This window comes from Luteibacter sp. PvP120 (genome assembly GCF_054055715.1).
On record NZ_JBSRXP010000001.1, the window covers coordinates 363399 to 384782 of the forward strand.

Genomic DNA, 21384 nt, shown 5'->3' on the forward strand with positions numbered 1-21384 from the left:
CACCGATTCCTGAAGAGACCGCCGCTCGCCATGACTCATACCGCCCCTCCGCTTCGCTCGCGCGCCTGGTTCGACAACCCGGACAACATCGACATGACCGCGCTGTACCTGGAGCGGTACCTCAACTTCGGGCTGTCGCTGGAAGAACTGCGTTCGGGCAAGCCGATCATCGGCATCGCCCAGACGGGCAGCGACCTGTCGCCCTGCAACCGTCACCACCTGGTGCTGGCCGAGCGTGTGCGCGACGGTATCCGCGAGGCCGGCGGCATCCCCCTGGAATTCCCGGTGCATCCCATCCAGGAAACCGGCAAGCGCCCCACCGCGGGCCTCGATCGCAACCTCGCCTACCTCTCGCTGGTCGAAGTGCTGCACGGCTATCCGCTCGACGGCGTGGTGCTGACCATCGGATGCGACAAGACCACGCCAGCCTGCCTGATGGCGGCGGCCACGGTGAACATCCCCGCGGTCGCCTTGTCGGTGGGCCCGATGCTCAACGGCTGGCACAAGGGCGAGCGCACGGGCTCGGGCACCATCGTGTGGCGGGCGCGCGAGATGCTGGCCACCGGCGCCATCAACGAGGAAGGCTTCATCAAGCTGGTCGCCTCGTCCGCGCCGTCCACCGGTTACTGCAACACGATGGGCACGGCGACGACGATGAACAGCCTCGCCGAAGCGCTGGGCATGCAGCTGCCCGGTGCCGCGGCCATCCCCGCGCCGTACCGCGACCGCCAGGAAATCGCATATCTCACCGGCAAGCGCATCGTCGGGATGGTCGCCGAGGACCTGAAGCCGTCGGACATCCTCACGCGCGAGGCCTTCCTCAATGCCATCGTGGTCAATTCGGCCATCGGCGGATCGACCAACGCGCCGATCCATCTCGCGGCCATCGCCCGCCACATCGGCGTAGACCTGGCGATCGACGACTGGCAGACGCACGGCCACAAGGTGCCGCTGATGGTCAACCTGCAGCCGGCGGGTGAATACCTGGGCGAGGATTTCTATCACGCGGGTGGCGTACCAGCGGTGGTGGGCGAACTGCTCAAGCAGGGCCTGATCCACGCGGACGCGAAAACCGCCAACGGCAAGTCGATCGGCGAGAACTGCCGCGATGCCACGATCGAGGACGAGCGCGTCATCCGTCCCTTCGCCACACCGCTCAAGGAAGATGCCGGCTTCATCGTGCTGCGCGGCAACCTTTTCGACAGCGCGATCATGAAAACCAGCGTGATCAGCCCGGAGTTCCGCGCACGTTACCTCAGCGATCCCAACGACCCGGAAGCCTTCGAAGGCCCGGCGGTGGTCTTCGACGGTCCGGAGGATTACCACCACCGCATCGACGATCCGTCGCTGGGCATCACCACGGACACGCTGTTGTTCATGCGTGGCGCGGGCCCGGTGGGCTACCCGGGTTCGGCGGAGGTGGTGAACATGCGTCCACCGGCCTACCTGATCCGCGAGGGCGTGCACGCCCTGCCCTGCATCGGCGACGGGCGCCAGTCCGGCACGTCCGGGTCACCGTCCATCCTCAATGCCAGCCCGGAGGCCGCCGTGATGGGCGGGCTCGCGTTGATCCGCACGGGCGACCGTGTCCGCATCGACCTGGGCAAGGGCACGGCCGACGTGCTGATTCCGGACGATGAACTGGCCGAACGCCGCCGTGCGCTGGTCGAGGCGGGTGGCTACCCGTACCCCGCATCACAAACCCCCTGGCAGGAAATCCAGCGGGCGCTGGTCGGCCAGATGGAAACCGGCGCCATCCTGGAAGGCGCCGAGAAGTACCAGCAGATCGCACAGACGAAGGGGCTTCCGCGCGACAGCCATTGAACCGGCTGCGTGCGAAAGCCCCTGCGTGTCACTGACGTTCTGACCGGTCCGGTCAGAACTCCTGCCAGGAAGAGGCCAGCGCCGGGGTCGTCATCATCGGGCGGCTGGCCGCCTGACGCGGTGCGACGATCGGTGCGGGGGCGTGCGTCGCAGCCACCGGAGCGGTTTTGGCTGGCTGCGATGCGAGTTCGCTTGCATCACCACGAAGCTTGAAGAACGACACCTGGCGCATCAGTTCGTCGGCGACATCCAGCGCGGTACGGCTCGCCGCGCTGGCTTCTTCCACCAGGGCCGCATTCTGCTGTGTTACTTCGTCCAGTGCGGACACCGCCTGGTTGACCTGCTCCACGCCGGTGGACTGCTCGTCGGAGGCTGCCGCGATCTCCGCGACCAGGCCCGAGACCCTGGCGACATCGGTGGCGATCTCCGCCAGCGCACGCCCCGTGTGCTCTACCAGGCCGACACCTTCGGCGACTTCGTCACGGGTGGAAGAAATCAACTGCTTGATGTCCTTCGCCGCTGCCGCGCTGCGCTGGGCCAGCGACCTGACCTCGCTGGCCACGACGGTGAAGCCACGGCCCTGCTCGCCCGCGCGGGCCGCTTCGACCGCCGCATTCAGCGCCAGCAGGTTGGTCTGGAACGCGATTTCGTCGATGAGCACGGCGATCTCGCCGATATCCTTGCTGGCCTTCGCAATGCGGCCCATGGCGCCGACCGCCGACGTGGCGACCTCATGGCCGCTCGTGGCGTCGGTACGCAGTTTTTCGGTGAGGCGCCGGGTATGCCCGGCCGCCTCGGCGTTCTGCTTCACCGTCGCGGCCATTTCTTCCATCGACGCGGCGGTTTCTTCCAGCGACGAGGCCTGTTCCTGCGTACGGTTGGACAGATCGTCGTTACCCGCCGAGATATCGCGGGCCGCGCTGTTCACCTGCTGCGCGTTTTCCCGCACCTTGCGCACGATGGCGGACAACTGCGTATCCATGTCCGCCAGCGCCTGCAAGGTCTCGCTGAGCTCGTCATTACCGGTGACGACCAGTTCGTTCTCGAGGTGGCCGTCGCGGATACGCACGGCCAGACCGCGTGCCGCGACCAGTGGACGCATGACGGCGCGCCGCAGGAAGAAGCCGCCCATCGCGACCAGGGCCGCACCAAGCAGAAGCGTACCCGCCATGATCTCCGCCGATCGCTTGCCGGACGCCACTGCGGCGTCGTACGTGGCACGTGCCATGTCGCGGTTCTTGGCCACGAGGGCAGCGATCAGCTCCGCATCCTTGTCCATCGACGGCGCGATGACGTTCAGCATGCGATCGATCGCGGCGGCACGATCCGTGGGCAGGATCTCCAGCATCGCATCGACCTGACGACGCGTACCCGAACGCGATGCATTGAAGGCGTCGGCCATCTCGCGCAGCGTCTGGTTCTCGCTCTGCGTCGCATAGTAGCTGCGCCAGACCGTGTCACTTTCGGCGCGAATCTGGGCAATCTTGGTCTTGGCCGCCGCGGCGGCATCCGGCTTGTTGAGGAGCAACGCGCGATTGAGCGCGCCACGCTGCTGGGTCACGAAATGGCGAACCTCGGTGATCTGAGTGACAGGCACCAGCGCATCCGAATAGATTCGGTTGGCTCCTTCGGTAGCCTGGCGTGTGGAGAAGAAACCCACGGCACCCACGGCCAGGGCAATGGCGACCGAAGCCGCCGATGTCAATACGATACGCAGTCCAATTTTCACATCCACCCCCGAGAGCCATGCAACGGACGTCGCACTCGATGGGGTTATCGGCCCTATGCAATAACGGCATATAGGCCGTAAGTTATGTTGCCAATCGTCGCCATGTCATGCGATACGCAGAATTCGCTGCTTTTGCCTTTCGCAGGCCGCGTCAGCCGAACTCCGCGCCACGCCTCCACAGCTCATCTAGGGGTAGTCGCGAAGGGCCACAAATAAGGATATCCGGGTGATCTCTGCTCTCCTCATTGACGACGCCCAGCCTGTTCGAGCTACGGCCTGCCACGCGGCACTTCGTGAGTATTTCCTCAGCGCGCGCTAGCGAGTTGCCCAGCACGATGTACGTGGATGGCGCGGGTTCCGGGTAGCCGCGCAGCCATCCGGAATTGATAGTCGTGACAGGTACCGGCAGGTGATAGGCCGGCCCGAGCAACGCGATGGCGCCGTACTCACCGTAGTTGCCCACCGCGATGCCCAGGTTCGCTTGCTCGGCCGGCGGCAGGCTGTCGCGAATCGCGGTGACCTGTGCGACCAGCTCCGGCCAGCCGATCTCCTCGCGTAGATCGGCGTTGTGACGAAGTGCGTAGTCGCGTAAGGGGCCGCTCGATGCGATGGGTACGATGCGCAGTGCCGCGTATCCCCCCAATCCCAGCAAAGCGGCGAACGCCAGCGCGACGACGCCCCGCCGATGCAGGGGGCGCAGGCTGCCCAGGCGACTCTCCGCGACCACCGCCCCCATGGCCAGCAGCATGGGATACGCGCCGGACACGTAGTAGAAACGCCCTTTCGCGAGCAGGAAGAGGAGCAATGGCACGGCATACATCCATGCCAGCATGCGGTGGTGCCGGCTCGTGGCGAAGGCGTACAACCCCGCAAGCCACACGGGTGCGGCGATCAGGTTCACATTGAGCAGGAACTGGTCGCGCAGGAAGCCGTCAGCCCGACCCAGGCGCACATCCCGTGCATGGATGCCCTGCAGGAATCGGTACGAAATGAAGTCGTGCCGCACGAGCCAGAGCAGGTTGGGCGTGACGATCGCGAGCGCGACGAGACCTCCTGCCCAGAACCACCCGCTTTTCATATACCGGCGCGCATCTGTCAGCAACATGCCGACGAGTACGCCGACCAGCAGGAAGGCAACGGAATACTTGGTCTGCAAGCCAAGGCCGGCGACGACGCCGATCGCGATCCACCAGCGCGGCTCGTCGTCGCGCAGCAGACGGATCACGCACCATGCGATCAGCACCCACCAGAGCAGGTCGAAGGACGAGTACTGGAACTGGGTCGCCTGGAACATCGGCACGGGAGACAGCGCCACCGCCATAGCGGTAAACACCTGGGCCAGTCGGCCACCGCCGAGGTCACGCGCCATGAGCCCCGCGATGACGATCACCAGCATCTGCGCAAGCACCGAGAATAGCCGCAACCCCACCAGCGACAGTCCGAACAGCTTAAGGCCAAGGGCTTCCACGGCGGGTGTCAGCGGCGGGTATGGCACGAACCCCCAGTCCAGGTGCTGGGCATCGCTCAGGAACTGCCATTCGTCCCGATGGAATCCGTACTGCCCGTTGGTCAGCATGTGAGCCAGACCGGCCAACAGGGCGATGCCCAGCAGCGGTAAGGTCGTTATCGCTTTATGTCTGTCCATGAAAAGCCTTGTCATGCGATACCCTCATCTTATTACTCAACGCGGACGACCACGATGGGCCTACTCGATATCTTCATGCGCAAGCCGAGCCCGGATAGCTTTGCCGACATGGTGATGAAACGGGCACACGTGCTTTCACCGCAGCTATCGGCCAGGTACGACGACAAGGCATTCCAGATCCATTTCGATTCGCCGGAAGGCAAGCCGTGGACGATGAACCTCCATAACGCCTATCGGGATGCCCTCGCCGCATCTCATGCGAAGCGCGGCGCGGTCATCGAGCACTACCTGCTCTCCATGACGCATGGCCTCGCGGATGATAGCGCCGAGGGTATTGCCGCCAACCTGATGCCGGTCATCCGTGACACCGCCATGTTCGACTGGATGCGGCTGTACGCCAGGGCCGCGGGCGACTTATCGACCGACACAGGACCACTCGCGCGAACGTTCACGGACAATCTCTCGGTCGCACTGGTCCTGGATTCGGAACGCGCGACTCAGACCGTTGGTCGAGGACAGCTGGCGATAGCCGGCCTGGATCGCGATGCCGCCTTTCGCCAGGCCGTCGACAATCTGCGGGACAGGACGGACCCGTCGGGCATGTCTCGGCAGGGCGGCGTCTGGATATCCACGTGGAACGACATCTACGATGCATCGCGACTGCTGCTCACCGACATGATTCACCGCCTGGATGTGCATGGCGAGCCGGTGGCGATCATTCCCTCGCGCAACCACCTGCTGGTGACGGGAAGCCTCGATGCGGAAGGTCTCGAACGTATCGCTACACTCGCGGCGGATGTGCTCGAGCAGGACACGCGACCGCTGGGCGATCAGTTTCTGCTGCTGCGCGATGGAAACTGGCTTCCCTTCGAGACACCGCTTTCGCCTGAAACGGCGCGCCGCCTGTCGCTGGCGCGCTACAGGCGCCTCGACGGCGCGTACGGGGAACAGAAGAAGGTATTGGAAACCATCCACGAGAAAGAGCAGACCGATCGCTTTGTCGCCTCATATCGCGCCGCGGAGGAGACCCATACCGGGCGCATCTTCAGTACCGCACAGTGGACTCGCGGCGTCGAGACCTTGCTGCCCCGGGGCGACCAGTTGTTGCTGTTCTGCGATGTCCGGCGAGAACTGCTGACGATTGACTGGGAAGACGCCGTAGCGCATATCCCGCAGCTTGCCGTGCCCTGTGCGGACCTTTGCCCTCCCCGTTTCCTCCTGACCGATTTTCCGGACGACGCTACCTATGAGGTACTCAAGCAAAAGTCCCTCAATGTGCAGCCTGTCCCCGACGATTGAAACAGGATAATGCGTGTTTTTCGGACCTAGTGCAGCGGCACCAGCCGAAACGTGCTCGTCGCCACGCCCGGTTGCAACGGCGTCGGCTGGCCGAGCCGCCAGGCGTCGGTGCCGGCCAGGTAGGTCGATGCCAGCGGGTGGTCCGTCTGGCCACCGGGCATGTGCAGCAGGCTGCGTGCCGCGTCACCGGGCGCGGCCACCATCCGTTCCGAAGCGCCGAACCGGGGCGCGCTGACGAACGGCATGTCACGGTCGCCGGACAGGGGCTGCGCGCGCGCGTCGAGGAACCGGGCAACGATGCCCGGGAAGGCGCCCGACAAGGGGTGCCGCAGATTGAGCACGTTCTCGTCGCCCCAGGTGGCCTTGCCGTCCTGCGCCACGTCGCGCAGCGTCGCCAGGCACGCCTCGTCGAGAAGATCGTCCCAGCTGGCATAGCGAGGGTCGCGCAGGTGCGATGAGGACGGTGCGTGGATCAGCTGCCAGACGGCGTACTCGGGTGCGGTACCTTCGGGCCACGCAAAATCCTTGAAGCGCCGGGTAGCCAATGCCACGAAGGGACGCAGCACCCTTGCAGTCACTTCTTCGTGGAAACGTCGCACGGCGCCATAGCCGGGGCTGGACGCATCCGCGCTGGCCCCCCACCGGGCGACGCGATCGTGCAGCGCGGCCAGTCCGGCCTCGTCGGCATGCCTGGCCCGCGCCTTGTCGATGACCTCAAGCATCAACGCCTGCCATCGCGCGAGGAACACGGCGCGGTCGTCGCGCTGGATGGCCAGCATGGCGGCAGGTGTGGCGGGGTGGCCGCCGGCAAGGTCGTCGCGGATCTGCCTGGCACGGGCGCCCAGGTTGTAGCCCCCATTGCCCAGCAGCGCCAGGGACGCACCGCCGACCGCGCGGTTATTCGCCGTCCACAGATACCCCTGCGGCGGGTTCTCCACCCACGGATACCGCGACGCGTCCAACCATCCCGACCACCCTGCCCCGGATACGCTCCAGTCGGCGGGGTTGGCGAAGCCAGCGGTGCCTCGCACCGGGATGGCGTTGCCGGCAATCGTCCAGCCGATGTGCCCCTGCCGGTCCGCGGCAAGGACGTTCTGCAACGGCAGACCGGCGTGTTGCGCGATATCGAGTGCCGCGGGCACGTCCGTCGCGTCTTCCATCTGCATGATCGCCAGGTTATAGGCGCGCGGTGAGGCACCGGTCCAGGCCAGGGCCATCGGCTCGCCCTGCGCGGACGTCGCCATGACCGGGCCCCAGCGCGTTTCCGCGATACGCAGCGGCACGGACGCGCCGCCGCGTACCTGGATCACCTCGTCCCTGTAGACCATGGCCTCGATACCCTGCGGCGACCGGTAACGCGTGCCCTGCGGATCGGTCGTGTGCACGACGACCCAGTCCTGCACATCGGCGTAGCTGTTGGTGAAGCCCCAGGCGACCTGTTCGTTCTGGCCCGTCACCAGCGCGGGAGTGCCCGGCAGGGTAAGGCCGGCCACCTGCCGCACGACAACCTTGCCGTTGGCGTCGGCCTGCCCGTAACGAAGCGTCGCGCGGTACCAGATGTTCGGCACGCCCAGGCTCAGGTGCATGTCGTTCGCCAGCAGCGCGCCAGGGTCGGACGCACTCGTGCCGGCCACGGCGAACGCATTGCTGCCGATGTCGGCCCCTTGCCGCGGTGAGAAAGACAGGTCCAGCGCCACCGCGTCGTCCGTGTGCGATGGCAGGACGAACACCGACGCGTCCGGCACGGGCGGCGCGTTGGACACCGAACCATCCAACGCGGCTTCCCATGTGGGATCGGGCGCGGTGAGGAAGGCCACGACCGATGGCGGAAGCACGGCGTCCAGTTGCAGCAGGCGCAGTTTGCGCTCGTTGTGGCCGCCGTCGTTGAGTTCGAGGTACATGGCGCCGAGTACCAGCAGGGAATCCTCGGGCCGCCAGGGTTGTGGCGCCTGCCGGAACACCAGGTATTCCCACGGTCGCACGCGCAGGCCGGCCAGGCCTGCGTTCACGCCCGCCGCGTAGTGCTGCAACTGGTCGCGCTGGTCGGGGGGAAGCGTCCGGTAGGCCTGCTCGGCCACCGCGCGCAGCCGATGGCGACGATAGTCCTTGTCCAGGTCGATAGCCGCGGGACCGACCAGTGCCGCCAGCTCACCGGCCGCCTTGCGTCGCATGAGGTCCATGGCGAAGAACGTGTCCTGCGCATGCGCGAAGCCGAGTGCGAACGATGCGTCCGCCCGGCTGGCTGCGTCGATGGTCACCGCGCCCACCGCATCGCGCGCGATCGTCACGGGCGAGGCGACGGAGGCCGCGACATCGCCTTCGGTGGTGGCGGCACCTGCATGGAGCAGCACGAACACGGCAACGAGGATCGATGCGGCCGCCCCGAGGACCAGCGCCACGATCAGGGCGATCAGCCGGCGCACATGCCGATAGGTGAGATGCGTCACGTTTTTGTCCTTTGTCGAAGGCATCCTATTCGTCCGTCGCGGGCACTCACCTGCGGGCGGACATCCAGGACGGCAACGCGCATACGTGCGGGAAAACGAGACGAATCTACACCTTTATCGACAATTACAATCGATTGCATCACGAATCGTAACTCTTTTCGACGACATCACCGTTGAGGAACACACCATGATGAACATGCGACTCTCCCTCCTGGCGGCACTGGCCGCGGTCGTGCCGATTTCCGCGTCGATGGCGCAATCCCCCTCGTCGATCTACAGCCTGGAGGAATTGAAGACAGCGGCAGACAACGGCGCGAACATCGCCGTCACCGTGGACCTCACCAAGTGCAAGCCGACCGGTACCACGACCGCGCCGGGCACCACGAAGGGTGGCCTGAAGATCGGCGCCTACCGCGTGACGCCGGATGGCGTCTTCAGTTTTTCCGACGCGCATGAAACCGTCGGCCAGGACGGCAAGCCGTTGTGGCAGTTCCTCCGCTACCAGGTCAAGCCGGACCAGACCGTCGCGTTCACGGCATTCATGTATTCCCTGCCGACCTATACGCCGCTCGGACCCGAGATCACGTACGAGTGCGGGATCAACCGTGGGGTGACCTTTATTCCCGAGCACCACTGAGTACGTCGCATGCCCTTGCCGAGCGACCGGATGTGCCGTTTCGGCAGCAACACGTGAACGCAAGTGACCATGCGTTGCGCCCGGGCAACCCGGGGTGTACACGAAAGGCAGGCATCCTCGCCGGTCACGGCATGGGTGCCTGCCTTTCGTGACATTCCGATCGTTACCGCCCAGGGAACAACGCCCATGAAAACCACCCTCGCCGCCCTCGTCCTGATCGTGGCAGGCGCTTCCGCGCACGCCGTTGACGCCCGCCAGCTGACCACCCCGGACAACGCCCCGCGCAATGCGCCGGTGTGCCCGGAGGGCCAGGTCGCCGAGTTCGTCGGTGTGATCAACGGCAAGGCCACCTGGCGCTGCGTGCCCGCTTAAACGGCGCCGTGCAACCTGAGGGCGAATCGGCCACTATGCCCGTTTGAATGGGCGGGTTGTTTGTCATGAGCGAGGCCAAGCCGTCCTCGGGTCCGGTCGTCGCACTGGGCGCCACCGTCGTCATCTGGGCGTTCAGCTGGATCGTGATGAAGCTGGCGATGCGCTACGCCGGCCCGTTCGACTTCTCAGCGTTGCGCTACGCGCTGGGCGCCGCCCTGCTTTTCGTCGTCGTGCTGGTGCTGCGCCGGCCGCTGGCGCCGCCACCGCTCGCCGGCACGATCGTCACCGGGCTGGCCCAGACCGCTGCGTTCCAGGGACTGGGCCAGTGGGCCCTGACCTCCGGTGGCGCCGGTCACGTGGTGCTGCTGGCCTATGCCATGCCGTTCTGGGCCGTGTTGCTCGCGTGGCTGTTGCTGGGCGAACGTCCACAGCGCCGGCACTGGATCGGCATGGCGCTGGCCGCGGCGGGACTCGTCTTCGTCATCGCACCCTGGCACGGTCTCGGCAACCCGCTGAGCACCGGCATGGCCCTGCTGGGCGGGATGTGCTGGGCGCTGGGCACGGTGGTCAGCAAGCGCATGTTCCAGCGCCACCAGCCCGATCCGCTGACCTTCACCGCATGGCAGATGACCTTCGGCGCCCTGGCCCTGGCGGTCGTCGCCTTCCTCGTCCCGCAACGGACCATGGTCTGGAGCCCGGCGTTCATCGCCGGGCTGGCCTACTCGGTCATCCTGGCCACCAGCCTGGCCTGGACGCTCTGGCTGCTGGCGGTGCGTCGCCTGCCCACGGCGCTGGCCTCCATGTCGTCGCTGGCGGTGCCCGTGCTCAGCGTGCTGATGGCATGGTGGGTGCTGGACGAGAAGCCCCTGCCCAACGAATGGGTGGGCATGGGCTTCATCGTCGCCGGACTGGTCGCCGTCAGTGGCGTGACGATCAGAAGTCGTAGCTGACCGAGAGCCGTGCGTAACGCGGCTGCTGGCGGATCGTCACCGTGCGATACAGCGGATTGGTCAGCTGCGGGCTGAGTTCGCTATAGGGAGACAGCTGCAGCGGCCGCTGCTCGTTCATCAGGTTGAAGATGTTCGCGCTGAAGCTCAGCTTGTGGTCCGCGAACGCTGGGCTATAGGTCGCGCCGATGTCCAACTGGCGGGTCCACGGCAGGTGGCCCTGCTTGCCCGGACGCGACGGCTCGCCGTTGCAGAAATGGTAGAGGCTGCCGTACGACAACGGATCGGTGCCGTCGGCGCCGTAGAAACCGAGGCAGTGCCGGGGGCTGCCGGAGATGATCGCCAGGTTGGCCGACACCAGCCACTCGGGATCGATCTGGTAGTAGCCGTAGAGCTTGATCTGGTGCGTGTGGTCGTTGTTCTGCGGCCCGTTCGCAAACTGCATGATCGACGCGCCGTCCCAGTCGTAGCTGGTGGATGCGTTGGCCTGGCTGACGTCGGAACGAAGCTGGCCCTCGGTGTTGCCGTAGCTGCGCGAGAACACGTAGTCGAACTTGGCGTACCAGTGCCCGTCGAACGGATGCTCCAGCAGCGTTTCCAGGCTGTAGTACTGGCGCTTGAGCTTCGGGAAGCCGAGCTCCGCGTTGCTCATCGGCACCTCGACGTAGTTGCCGCTGGCGTCCACGAGCGTGAACGTGTTGGCCCGGCCGGGGTTGATCAGGAAGCAGCTGTTGCTGGTGGACGCGTCGTAGCCCAGCTGCGCCGACTTGGCCAGCACGGCGTTGCGGTCGCAGTAGTCGTCGATCGCGTTGCGCAGGTTGCGGTACATCAGCTTCGCGCCGTAGACCCACTCGGGGCCCGCGGTCTTGGTAAAGCCGAGGATGTATTCGTCCTGCTTCTCCGCCGTGAGTCCCTTGGCGGTGGTCACCTTGGGATCGGGCTGCTGGCCGTAGAGGTTCAGGCCGGAGACCGGCCCGGACATCGGGGTCAGGCCGGTGGGCGTGCCGTCGGCGGCGATCCCGCCATAGGTGTAGTACTGCACGGTGTTGGTCGTGGCGGCCGCGGAATTGAGTGCGGGGTTCAGCGGCAGGCCGAGGTAGTAGCGTCCTGCGTTGCCGTACACCTTGAAGCTGGCGTCTCCCATCACGTCCCAGCTGAAGCCCAGGCGTGGGGCCCACTGCGGCTTGGTCTGGGTGATGTAGGCCTGGCTGGCGGAATCGTAGTTGGTGAACTGGTCGTTGCGCAGGCCCAGCTGCAGCAGCAGCCGATCGTTCACCTGCCACTTGTCCTCGACGTACTGCGCGCGCTGCGTCGAGCGCACCGTGGCGATCTGGCTGTAGGTGTTCTTCTGGACGAAATAGCCGTCCGCGCCGTTCGGGAAGTCACCCGTGGCACCCACGCCCAGATCCGAGTTGATCGGCACGTTGGGCAGCGACTGGCTGTACGACCAGGTGTAACCCGGGCCGGACGACTCGCTGCCCTGGTTGGCGGCCTTGGCGGTCAGGTTGTCGATACCGACGCTGATGGTGTGGTCGCCGATCGCATAGGCAAGGTCGAGCCGGGTGTTGGTCGTGAAGTTGCCGCGCTTGGGATCGCTCAGGCCATCGGTGGTCTGCGCGTTGCCGATGGGCACCCCACCGTTGAGCGCCGGGTTCTGGTTCACGTCGCCGTCGATGTAGGTCAGGCTGCCGTCGTAGTTGGCCGGTGCCTGGTAGGCCTGCGTGTGCATCTTGCCGTACTCGGCCGTGAGCGTCAGCGCATCGGTGATATAGCTGGTGAACTTGCCGCTCCACAGGTCGCCGCCGTTCTTCTGCCGGTCCGCATCGTTGACGAAGGCACCGCGTCGCTTGGCCACGTAATCGTAATCGTAGTAGCTGCCGCGGTTCTCGGTCTTGTCCGAGGCACCGGTCAGCTCGAGGATGTTGCTGTCGGTGATGTTCCAGTCCAGCTTGGTGTACCAGCGCGGCATGGTGCTGCGCGACTTCTCGAACGAGTTGCTGGCTTCCTCGTTGGCCACGGTCTGCGTGTCACGGCGCTCCACTTCGGCCGCGGCGAAGACGTAGAGCTTGTCCTTGATCAACGGGCCGCCGGCATAGACCGACGCCGTGCTGTCGACGTTGCGGTTGTCGCGGTTGTACGCATACAGGTTGCCGGCCTTGGCCGATTGCGGCACGCCGCTGGCGTAATAGTTGTTGGCGCCCTTGGCACGGGCGAACTGCGGCTCCCAGAGGAACTGCACCCCGTAATGCCAGGTATCGGTACCGCGCTTGCCCACCGCGTTGATCACGCCGCCGTCGGAGCGACCGTACTGCGCGCTGTAGCCGCCGGTGTACACCTCTTCCTGGTCGATCGCGCCATACGGCAGCGTGATACCGCCGAGGGCCTGCAGCGGGTCCGTCGTGTTGAAGCCGTTGATGTAGTACGCGTTGGCGTTGGCGGACGACCCGCCGAAGCTCACCAGCGACTTGCCGGTGTCGCTGGTGAAGCCGCCGCTGTTGGGGACCACGCCGGGGGCCAGCTGGGCGATCTGTTCGGCGGTACGGCCCAGGGGCAGCTTCGCCAGCTGCTGCGCGTCGATCACGGTACGCGAATCGACGCTGGCGACATCGATCGGGGGTGTCGCGTTGGCGGACACCTGCACGCCGTCGAGCGTGGCGGCCTGCGCCGTCCCGGTGGAAAACGAGACCTCGCTCGCGTTGCCGACGCGCACGGCCACGTTGTCGCGCGTGTCCAGCACCTTGCCGTCCCGCAACAGCGTCACCTTGTAGGTGCCGATCGGCAGCGCCGGCGACTTGTACCGCCCACTCGCATCCACCGGCAGGTCGCGACTCACACCGCTCTGGTTTTCCACGCGTACCGTCGTGCCGGCCGCGACGGGCACGTCGCCGAACAGGCTGCCCGTGGTCGACTGCGCGAAGGCGACCGGCATGCCGGCGGCGGCGAGAGCGAGGCACAGCGCGTGCAGCGGAAGGCGACGCGAGAAAGGCGATGTCGGCATGGGAAGGCCCCTGTAGCGGCATGCCCGTGCGCACGGGACCCTCCCGTGGACGAGATGCAAGTGAATGGGATTGCCGGCGCCGTGAAGGCCGACGCCTCACCTTCTAACATCGCGTAAACGTTTACACAACGGTTACATGAGCGTTACGTAAAAGTCGCAAGTTATTGCGCCTGCTTGGTTTTCAGGGGGCGTTATTCGGCGTGGACATTTACGCCGGAGCACGCATCGGGCGTGAGCCGCGTGGGGTCGATCACGACGTGGCGCATGTGCGATCGCTCCCACGTGTAAAGCACATGCACGCGGCCGTCCGCCGACTGGATGATCGCGGGGTACGAGTATTCCTTGCCGGGGTGGTCCTCCAGCGTGAGGACGCGCTTCCAGTGGTGCCCGTCGGCACTCAGGGCGACAGCGAGGGTTCCTCGACCGTCCCACCAGTCCTTGCCCGGCAGCGTGGGGTTGTAGACCAGCAGGTAGCGCCCGTCGGCCAGGGCCACCGCGTCGATCCCCGCGTTGGGATTGTCGATGTCGAGCAGGCGCAGCGGCGACCACTGTCGGCCACCGTCGTGCGAGCGGGTGTCGAACAGGCGCCCCTGCTTCGTGCGGCCGATCGCCTGCAACGTACCGTCGCCATGCACCAGCAGGCTGGGCTGGATCGCGTCGATGCCTGCGGAGGCCACGTCGGGCTCGCGCTGCCAGGTGCGGCCCTCGTCGTCGGAACGTTCCATATGGATATGCCAGTCGCCCTGCTCCGTGCTGGACGGACTGACGATAGCCCCATCGGCCAGCTGCACCGGCTTGTCCTTGATCGGTCCCAGGATGCCCGGCGGCAATGCGCGGGCCGCCGACCAGTGCGCGCCGTCATCGCGAGAGGTCATCACCATGCCCCACCAGTGCTGCGGGTCGGGGCCCACCTTGTAGAACAGCATCAGGCTGCCCGCGCGCGACCGGAACAGCACCGGGTTCCAGGTGGGCAGCCGCGATCCGTCCGCCTGGACGCCGGTGGCGACCTCCCGTGGCGGCGTCCATCCCTTCGCGTCGCGTCGTGCCAGCCAGATAACCACGCTGGGATCGCGCTCCTGCTTGCCACCGAACCATGCCGCCACCAGTCCGTGCGGGGTATCGACGAGGGTGCCGGCGTGGCTTGCGGCCGTCGGCGAGGGATCGGCGACGAAGTCGCGACTCACCACGGCGTGGCATGCGTCGCCCGGCTCGGCCACCACCGTGGGGGTCACCAGTGCCAGACCCAGGCACGCGGCGGCAGCGAAGGCGGCGCGGCTACGGACCACGGGGCGGCGCGGTAGCGAATCGAACATGGCATGACCTTTCAGGAGCGCCGGGCGATCACTCACCTTATCCTCACCAAACACGCTCATATATGAACAGAAGTTTCTGAAAGCTCAATTTTGCCAAATTTTTACTCCAGATCGGCTCGTCGTGGCCGCTGACGAGGAAGCACCGACTACCGATGAGCAAAAATGGCAACGTTAAGCGTCAAGGCACAATTGGCGATCCTCGCGGGTGGACTCGCCCTGGCGATGGTGGCGACCTGCGCGTCCGGGCTCTACGCCCTCTCGGCGACGGGCGAGGCACTGCGCACCGTCTACGAGGACCGCACGGTCTGCATCCAGCAGCTGTCGATCGTGAGCGATCGCCTGCGCGACGAGGCGGCCCAGCTGTCACGGGCCGCACTGGACCCCTCGCGGTTCCCGGCTCGCGATGCGGTGGCTGCCAGTCTTTCGCATCGCGGCACGCTGGAGGCGCAGTGGAAAACCTACGCGGCCACGTACTGGACGCCTGACGAACGGAAACTGGCCGAAGCCTTCCATGCCTCGTACGAAACGCTGGAAAGCCAGGGCTTCGCCGCGACCCGCAAGGCCCTGGAGGCCGGCGACACCGCCGGCGCCGACAAGCTGCTGCACGCCTCGGTCGATGTCCTGCTGCCGCGCACCCTGTCGCACCTGGACGCCCTGCGCACGTTGCAGATCGACGTGGCCTCCAGCGAATACCAGGGCTCGCGCGAGCGCTATGCACTGTTGTGGCGCACCCTGCTCGGCATCGCCACGGGTGGCCTGCTGATCGGCGCCGGCGTCGGCGTGTGGACGGGGCGCCGCCTGTACCGCGCCCTGGGCGGGGAACCGATCTACGCCGCGGAAGTGGTCCGCCGCATCGCCGATGGCGACCTCACCGTGCGCGTGGACCTGAAGGCCGACGATTCGTCGAGCCTGCTGCATTCCATCGCCACGATGCGCGACCACCTCTGCGGCATCGTTACCGGCATCAAGCAGTCCAGCCACTCCATCGCCATTGCCGCGGAACAGATCTCTCAGGGCAACTCCGACCTTTCCCAGCGCACCGAGGAACAGGCCGCCTCGCTGGAGGAAACCGCCGCGAGCATGGAGCAACTGACCGCCGCCGTGCGCGAGAACACCGACAACGCCATGCTGGGTACGACCCTCGCCGGCACCGCCTCGGCGACGGCCAAGCGCGGTGGCGAAGCCGTCGCACGCGTGGTGGACACGATGGAGGGCATATCGAGCAGCTCCGCCCGCGTCGGTGACATCGTCGGCGTCATCGATTCGCTCGCCTTCCAGACCAACATCCTGTCGCTGAACGCCGCCGTGGAAGCGGCCCGTGCCGGCGAGCATGGCCGTGGCTTCGCCGTGGTGGCCAGCGAGGTGCGTTCGCTGGCACAGCGCAGCGCTACCGCCGCGAAGGAGATCCGCGGCCTGATCGACGCGTCGATGGAGCGGGTCGCCGAGGGTTCGTCCATGGTCGCCGAGGCGGGATCGACGATCGAGGGCGTGGTCACCGCGGTGTACCAGGTGTCCGGCGTCATGACCGGCATCTCCGCGGCGTCGCAGGAGCAGGCCTCGGGTATCGAGCAGGTCAATCGCGCGGTGACGCAGATGGACCAGGTGACCCAGCAGAATGCCGCGCTGGTCGAGCAATGCACGGCCGCCTCGCGATCCATGGCCGAACAGGCACAGTTGCTGCGCACCGCGGTGGACGTGTTCCGCCTCGAAGCGGCCTGATCCGAGCCTCAGGTTATTGCGATCCGTGGCGCGCAACGACGCCCGGATCGCAATAACTTGCTTCATTGTATCTTTCACGCATGAGAAAGCGCATAGACGTATAGACGTCTGTGCGTCTTTTGCGATCCAGCGCACTTTTCAATCGCGTTACAAGGGAATACGCTCGGCTCATTCCCGGGCAACCATTTGCCTTGGGAAGACGCGGCCGGTCCGCGTCGGCGAAGGCGGTGCCGAAGCTTTCGCGCACGACAAACAGGGGAACCACAAAACTCGAGGGAGACGATCCATGACGTATCGCAAGTCGTTGCTGTGCGCGGCTGTCCTGTGCGCGCTTTCAGCACCTGCCGCCGTATTCTCGCAAACCGCCGCGTCCGCGGTCGCCGATATCGACACCACGGAGGCACCACGGATCACGCAGGCGGTCGATGCCCGTCAACGTGTTGCCATTGCCGGGAGCCACATCCCGCTGGTCGATGCCGTCGCCGCGACCTCCGTCGCCACCGACGACCTGCCGATGAACCACCTGCAGCTCGTGCTCAAGCGCAGCGCGAAGCGCGAAGCCGCCTTGAAGAAGGTGATCGCCGAGCAGAACGACCCATCCTCCGCCCGCTTCGGTCGCTGGCTCACGCCGGAAGCCTTCGGCAAGAGCTTCGGCGTCACCGACGCCGATCTCGCCACCGCCGTGTCCTACCTCACGGCCCAGGGCTTCACCGTCAACGGTGTCTATCCCAGCCGCATGCAGATCGACTTCTCGGGTTCCGCCGGGCAGGTGCGCAACGCCTTCGGCGTGCAGGAAAAATACTATGCGGTGGACGCGAAGCAGCACCTGGCCAACGCCGGCGACGTGACGATTCCCAAGGCCTTGAGCGATGTCGTCGCAGGCGTGGCCGGCCTGACCGACCTGCGTCCGCAGGCGCAGCACACGCCTTTCGTGCATGCCGCGCGCGATCCGTCGGGTACGGGCTTCATCCGCAAACCCGCCACGGGTACCTCCGCCGATGTGGCCACGGCCAAGGCCAGCCCGCAGCTGTTCCCGTTCAACGACACGATACGGCTGCTGACCCCGTACGACATGAGCGTCATGTACGGCACCGCGCCGCTGATCGCCTCCGGCATCACCGGCAAGGGCATCACCGTGGCCGTGGTGGAGGACGCCGACATGCCCAAGGCGGACTGGGACAACTTCGTCAAGACCTTCGACCTGGCGAAATACGGCGGTACGTACGCCCTGGTCAATCCGCCGGCAGCGGGCCTGTCCAGCACCAACTGCATCGACCCGAACGTCAGCGCCGGTATCGAGGAGGAATCCGGTGAAACGCTGCTCGACGCCGAATGGGTCACCGCCATGGCCCCCGGCGCCACGCTGAAGGTCGCCACCTGCGACGACTCCGGCACGAACAACTTCTTCGGTGGCGTGTACACCGCGGCGAACAACCTCATCAACGGCGCCGACCGGCCGGACATCATCAGTGCCAGCTACGGTTTCGACGAACTGGACGTGGACGTCGCGACCAAGATCGCCCTGGACGGCATGTGGCAGCAGGCCGCCGCCGAAGGCATCTCGGTGTTCGTTTCCACCGGCGATTCCGGCGTGAACACGGGCTACAACGGGTCGGCATTCATCACGCTGGGCATCAGCGCCAATGCGCTGGCAACCTCGCCATACGTTACCGCGGTGGGCGGCACGGATACGGCCGATGTGCTGGACAAGACCACGGCCACGTATTTCGCGGCCAAGCCGAACAGCGTGCTGGGCAGCGCGTTGTCCTACGTACCCGAGATCCCGTGGAACGAGTCCTGCGGCAACGGCGTGGCAGCCAAGGCCAACGGCTATACCAGCGCAGTGAAATTCTGCCAGGCACAGTACGCCAAACTGGGCCGCTTCAACACGCCGTTCACGGCGGAAGGCTCCAGTGGCGCGCCTGCGTTGTACAACGAGAAGCCGGCATGGCAGGCCAAGGTGCACGGCGCATCGAAGGACGGGGCACGCGACATACCTGACGTGGCCCTGTTCGCCGGCAGCTACGGTAATGTCACCTACGCGGTGACGTGCGATTCCAGCGCGCTGTGCGCGCCGGGCCTGCCCAACGGAGCCGACGGCAGCGGTGGCACGTCGCTGGCATCGCCCATGTTCGCGGCCATCCAGGCCCTGGTGAACCAGTCCACCGGTCGCCGGAAGCAGGGTGTGGCGGCGACCACGCTCTATGCCCTGGCCGCAAACGAGTACGGCACCGCCGACGGCGCGGCGCCCGCCACGCTGGCCGCGTGCGATGCCGACAAGGGCGCCACCGGCACCGCCGGTTGCGTGTTCCACAACATCACCCGCGGCGGCATCTCGACCAACTGTTCCACGGGTGCCGACAACTGCTATGCCTATACGGGGCCCTACGGACTGACCTCGATCACCACGAAGAAGTACAAGGAGGCCTACCCCGCGCAGCCTGGCTGGAGCTTCGCCGCCGGCCTGGGCTCGGTCAACGCCGCTAACCTGGCCAAGGCCTGGAAGGCATACAACAAGCAACACTGACGAGGCCCCGTCCACGGCGCGACACGCCGTGGACGGGATCGTGGTGCGATGGCGGCGCATTGAGCACGCCGGTGTTTTGTGGAACCCTCGGTATTCGTTGCCGTGAGGATGTCCGCATGCAGGCTGCTTCGCCCGTGTCACGCGTTCGCCGGCTCGTGCCGGCACTCTCCCTCTTCCTGGCCGTGCCGGCGATGGCCGCCTCGCCGCAGGCGACGCTCACCGTGGCGAACGGCGGTCGGCCCGTGCTGACGGTGCGCGATCCCGGCAGTGCCCTGCCGATCACCATCGCACTCGGCCTGAAGACGACCGCGGCCGATCTCACCCAGGGGCTGACCCTCCAGCGCACCACCGAACACCACGGCATCGTCGAGCACTACCGCATGACCACCGGCAAGCGCCTGCAGCGCGAGGCCACCTTCGACGAGACCCGTTACGCACTGCGTAACGCCATGGGCCAGCAGCTCGATGTCGTGCTGCGCACGGCGCCCGATGGCATTGCCTTCCGCTACGAACTTCCCGGCGTGCACCAGGCCACCGTTACCGGTGAAGCCACCGCCTTCGCCGTCCCCGCCGACTCGCCCGCCTGGCTGCTGCCATACGGCCCCCAGTACGAAAAAGAACGCATCCAGACGACGGCAGGCACGGCAGCCGCCGGCGACTACGGGTACCCCTCGCTGTTTCGCCTGGGCGGGCACTACGCCCTGGTCACCGAAGCCAATGCCGATGGCCGCTACGACGGCAGCCGCCTGGTCCATGCCGCGGGTAGCGGCACCTATACCCTCGCCCTTGCCGATCCCCGCGTCGACAGCCAGGGCGTGACCCCGTGGCGCGTGGTGATCGCCGGCGATCTTGCCACGGTCACCGCATCCACCCTGGTGGACGACCTGGCCGACCCGGCACGCTTCGACGACACCGCGTGGATACGGCCCGGCCGCGTGGCCTGGTCGTGGCTGAGCGAGCACGACAGCCCCTCGAACGTGCAGCGTCAGCGGGCGTATGTCGATTTCGCCGCGCGAAACCGTATCCCTTACGTGCTCGTCGACGAAGGCTGGAGCGACACGTGGGTGCCCGACCTGGTGCGCTATGCGAACGGCAAGGGCGTGGACATCCTGCTCTGGTACCACTGGTCGAAGCTGGACACGTCGAGCAAGCGTATGGCGGAGCTGACCCGGATCAAGGGCTGGGGCGTCAAGGGCGTGAAGATCGACTTCATGGAATCCGACTCGCAGGCCCGCTTCCGCTGGTACGACGACACCCTGGCCGACACCGCCCGCCTGCACCTCATGGTGAATTTCCACGGCGCCACCATCCCCCACGGGCTGGCGCGCACCTGGCCGCACCTGATGACGATGGAAGGCGTGCGCGGCGCGGAGAACGATCCGCCTGTCGCCGGCAACACGATCCAGCCTTTCACGCGCAACGTGGTCGGTTCCATGGATTACACGCCGGTGGCCTTCGACACCGGGACGCAGAAAGCCAGCATCGCGCACGAAGTGGCGCTACCCATCGTCTTCGAGTCGGGCTGGACGCATCTGGCCGACCGGCCGGAAGCGTACGAGCGTCGTCCGCTCGCCCTCGCCTTCCTCAACCAGGTGCCCACCGTGTGGGACGACACGAAACTGATCGCCGGCACGCCTGGGCAGGAGGCGATCATCGCGCGGCGCAGCGGCGACCGCTGGTTCATCGGCGCGATCGCGGCGGGGCCTGCCCGGCGCCTGGCCGTGCCGGTGGCATCGCTCGGCACGGGCCCGTGGCATGCGGATATCGTGCGCGACGGCCATGACCGGGGCGACGTGGCACGCAGTGCGCAGACGCTCGCCGCGGACGGCACGCTCGCCTTCGACGTGCCGCAGGACGGCGGCTTTGCAGCGGTGCTGTGCCCGGCAGCGACGGCCACCCCGGCCGATGGCTGCTATCGCCGATGACC

At 66.3% G+C, this 21384-nt stretch carries 13 protein-coding genes; 8 read left to right on the top strand and 5 right to left on the bottom strand.

Annotation, left to right across the window (positions count from 1 at the left end; translation table 11 throughout):
• Positions 1 to 30 precede the first annotated feature (30 nt).
• Positions 31 to 1824, top strand: coding sequence for an IlvD/Edd family dehydratase (locus tag ACVKN3_RS01465; protein WP_354512955.1), 1794 nt, complete (start codon positions 31 to 33; stop codon positions 1822 to 1824).
• Between the two features lie 52 nt (positions 1825 to 1876).
• Here ACVKN3_RS01465 and ACVKN3_RS01470 read toward each other — a convergent pair whose 3' ends face one another.
• Together ACVKN3_RS01470 and ACVKN3_RS01475 are read right to left on the bottom strand one after the other, a co-directional pair.
• The gene (locus ACVKN3_RS01470; protein ID WP_354512953.1) at positions 1877 to 3553 is read right to left on the bottom strand and encodes a methyl-accepting chemotaxis protein; all 1677 of its coding nucleotides are present in this window, start codon (positions 3551 to 3553) and stop codon (positions 1877 to 1879) included.
• Between the two features lie 151 nt (positions 3554 to 3704).
• Positions 3705 to 5213: a glycosyltransferase family 39 protein gene (locus ACVKN3_RS01475; protein ID WP_354512951.1), complete on the bottom strand. Its 1509-nt coding sequence runs from the start codon at positions 5211 to 5213 to the stop codon at positions 3705 to 3707.
• Positions 5214 to 5252: 39 nt separating this feature from the next.
• On the opposite strand from ACVKN3_RS01475, the gene ACVKN3_RS01480 reads away from it, so the two are divergent.
• A complete protein-coding gene (locus ACVKN3_RS01480) occupies positions 5253 to 6497 on the top strand; it encodes a hypothetical protein (RefSeq protein ID WP_285405720.1) in 1245 nt (414 codons plus the stop codon).
• Positions 6498 to 6523: 26 nt separating this feature from the next.
• On the opposite strand, the gene ACVKN3_RS01485 is transcribed toward ACVKN3_RS01480, so the two are convergent.
• Positions 6524 to 8944 (bottom strand): penicillin acylase family protein, encoded by a 2421-nt coding sequence (locus ACVKN3_RS01485; RefSeq protein WP_354512949.1) that lies wholly within the window; start codon positions 8942 to 8944, stop codon positions 6524 to 6526.
• Positions 8945 to 9131: 187 nt separating this feature from the next.
• Between ACVKN3_RS01485 and ACVKN3_RS01490 the strand changes: the two genes are divergently transcribed.
• The 3 genes from ACVKN3_RS01490 (at position 9132) to ACVKN3_RS01500 (ending at position 10903) form a co-directional block, all read left to right on the top strand.
• The gene (locus ACVKN3_RS01490; RefSeq protein WP_285405718.1) at positions 9132 to 9581 is read left to right on the top strand and encodes a VirK family protein; all 450 of its coding nucleotides are present in this window, start codon (positions 9132 to 9134) and stop codon (positions 9579 to 9581) included.
• 186 nt (positions 9582 to 9767) lie between these two features.
• Entirely contained in the window at positions 9768 to 9953 is a 186-nt protein-coding gene (locus ACVKN3_RS01495; protein ID WP_354512947.1) for a hypothetical protein, read from the top strand.
• 65 nt (positions 9954 to 10018) lie between these two features.
• On the top strand, positions 10019 to 10903 hold the full coding sequence (locus ACVKN3_RS01500) for a DMT family transporter (RefSeq protein WP_285405716.1): 885 nt from the start codon (positions 10019 to 10021) through the stop codon (positions 10901 to 10903).
• Here ACVKN3_RS01500 and ACVKN3_RS01505 read toward each other — a convergent pair.
• Positions 10887 to 13898, bottom strand: a complete 3012-nt coding sequence (locus ACVKN3_RS01505; protein WP_354512945.1) for a TonB-dependent receptor — start codon at positions 13896 to 13898, stop codon at positions 10887 to 10889. The two genes, ACVKN3_RS01500 and ACVKN3_RS01505, sit on opposite strands and share 17 nt — an antisense overlap.
• Before the next feature lie 191 nt (positions 13899 to 14089).
• Positions 14090 to 15211, bottom strand: coding sequence for a sialidase family protein (locus ACVKN3_RS01510; protein WP_354512943.1), 1122 nt, complete (start codon positions 15209 to 15211; stop codon positions 14090 to 14092).
• Between the two features lie 162 nt (positions 15212 to 15373).
• Here ACVKN3_RS01510 and ACVKN3_RS01515 point away from each other — a divergent pair, with 162 nt between their 5' ends.
• The 3 genes from ACVKN3_RS01515 to ACVKN3_RS01525 all read left to right on the top strand — a co-directional run bounded on the left by ACVKN3_RS01515 (position 15374) and on the right by ACVKN3_RS01525 (position 21382).
• Entirely contained in the window at positions 15374 to 16930 is a 1557-nt protein-coding gene (locus ACVKN3_RS01515) for a methyl-accepting chemotaxis protein (protein ID WP_285405713.1), read from the top strand.
• 286 nt (positions 16931 to 17216) lie between these two features.
• Entirely contained in the window at positions 17217 to 19457 is a 2241-nt protein-coding gene (locus ACVKN3_RS01520; protein WP_354512941.1) for a S53 family peptidase, read from the top strand.
• A 116-nt stretch (positions 19458 to 19573) separates the two neighbouring features.
• Positions 19574 to 21382, top strand: coding sequence for a glycoside hydrolase family 97 protein (locus ACVKN3_RS01525; RefSeq protein WP_354512939.1), 1809 nt, complete (start codon positions 19574 to 19576; stop codon positions 21380 to 21382).
• The last annotated feature ends 2 nt before the right edge of the window (positions 21383 to 21384 follow it).

Excerpts from the sequence above, each read along its gene's own strand:
- ACVKN3_RS01465 (WP_354512955.1), top strand. The coding sequence starts at position 31 with ATGACTCATACCGCCCCTCCGCTTCGCTCGCGCGCCTGGTTCGACAAC.
- ACVKN3_RS01475 (WP_354512951.1), bottom strand. The coding sequence starts at position 5,213 with ATGACAAGGCTTTTCATGGACAGACATAAAGCGATAACGACCTTACCG.
- ACVKN3_RS01480 (WP_285405720.1), top strand. The coding sequence starts at position 5,253 with ATGGGCCTACTCGATATCTTCATGCGCAAGCCGAGCCCGGATAGCTTT.
- ACVKN3_RS01490 (WP_285405718.1), top strand. The coding sequence starts at position 9,132 with ATGATGAACATGCGACTCTCCCTCCTGGCGGCACTGGCCGCGGTCGTG.
- ACVKN3_RS01495 (WP_354512947.1), top strand. The coding sequence starts at position 9,768 with ATGAAAACCACCCTCGCCGCCCTCGTCCTGATCGTGGCAGGCGCTTCC.
- ACVKN3_RS01500 (WP_285405716.1), top strand. The coding sequence starts at position 10,019 with ATGAGCGAGGCCAAGCCGTCCTCGGGTCCGGTCGTCGCACTGGGCGCC.
- ACVKN3_RS01505 (WP_354512945.1), bottom strand. The coding sequence starts at position 13,898 with ATGCCGACATCGCCTTTCTCGCGTCGCCTTCCGCTGCACGCGCTGTGC.
- ACVKN3_RS01510 (WP_354512943.1), bottom strand. The coding sequence starts at position 15,211 with ATGTTCGATTCGCTACCGCGCCGCCCCGTGGTCCGTAGCCGCGCCGCC.
- ACVKN3_RS01515 (WP_285405713.1), top strand. The coding sequence starts at position 15,374 with ATGGCAACGTTAAGCGTCAAGGCACAATTGGCGATCCTCGCGGGTGGA.
- ACVKN3_RS01520 (WP_354512941.1), top strand. The coding sequence starts at position 17,217 with ATGACGTATCGCAAGTCGTTGCTGTGCGCGGCTGTCCTGTGCGCGCTT.
- ACVKN3_RS01525 (WP_354512939.1), top strand. The coding sequence starts at position 19,574 with ATGCAGGCTGCTTCGCCCGTGTCACGCGTTCGCCGGCTCGTGCCGGCA.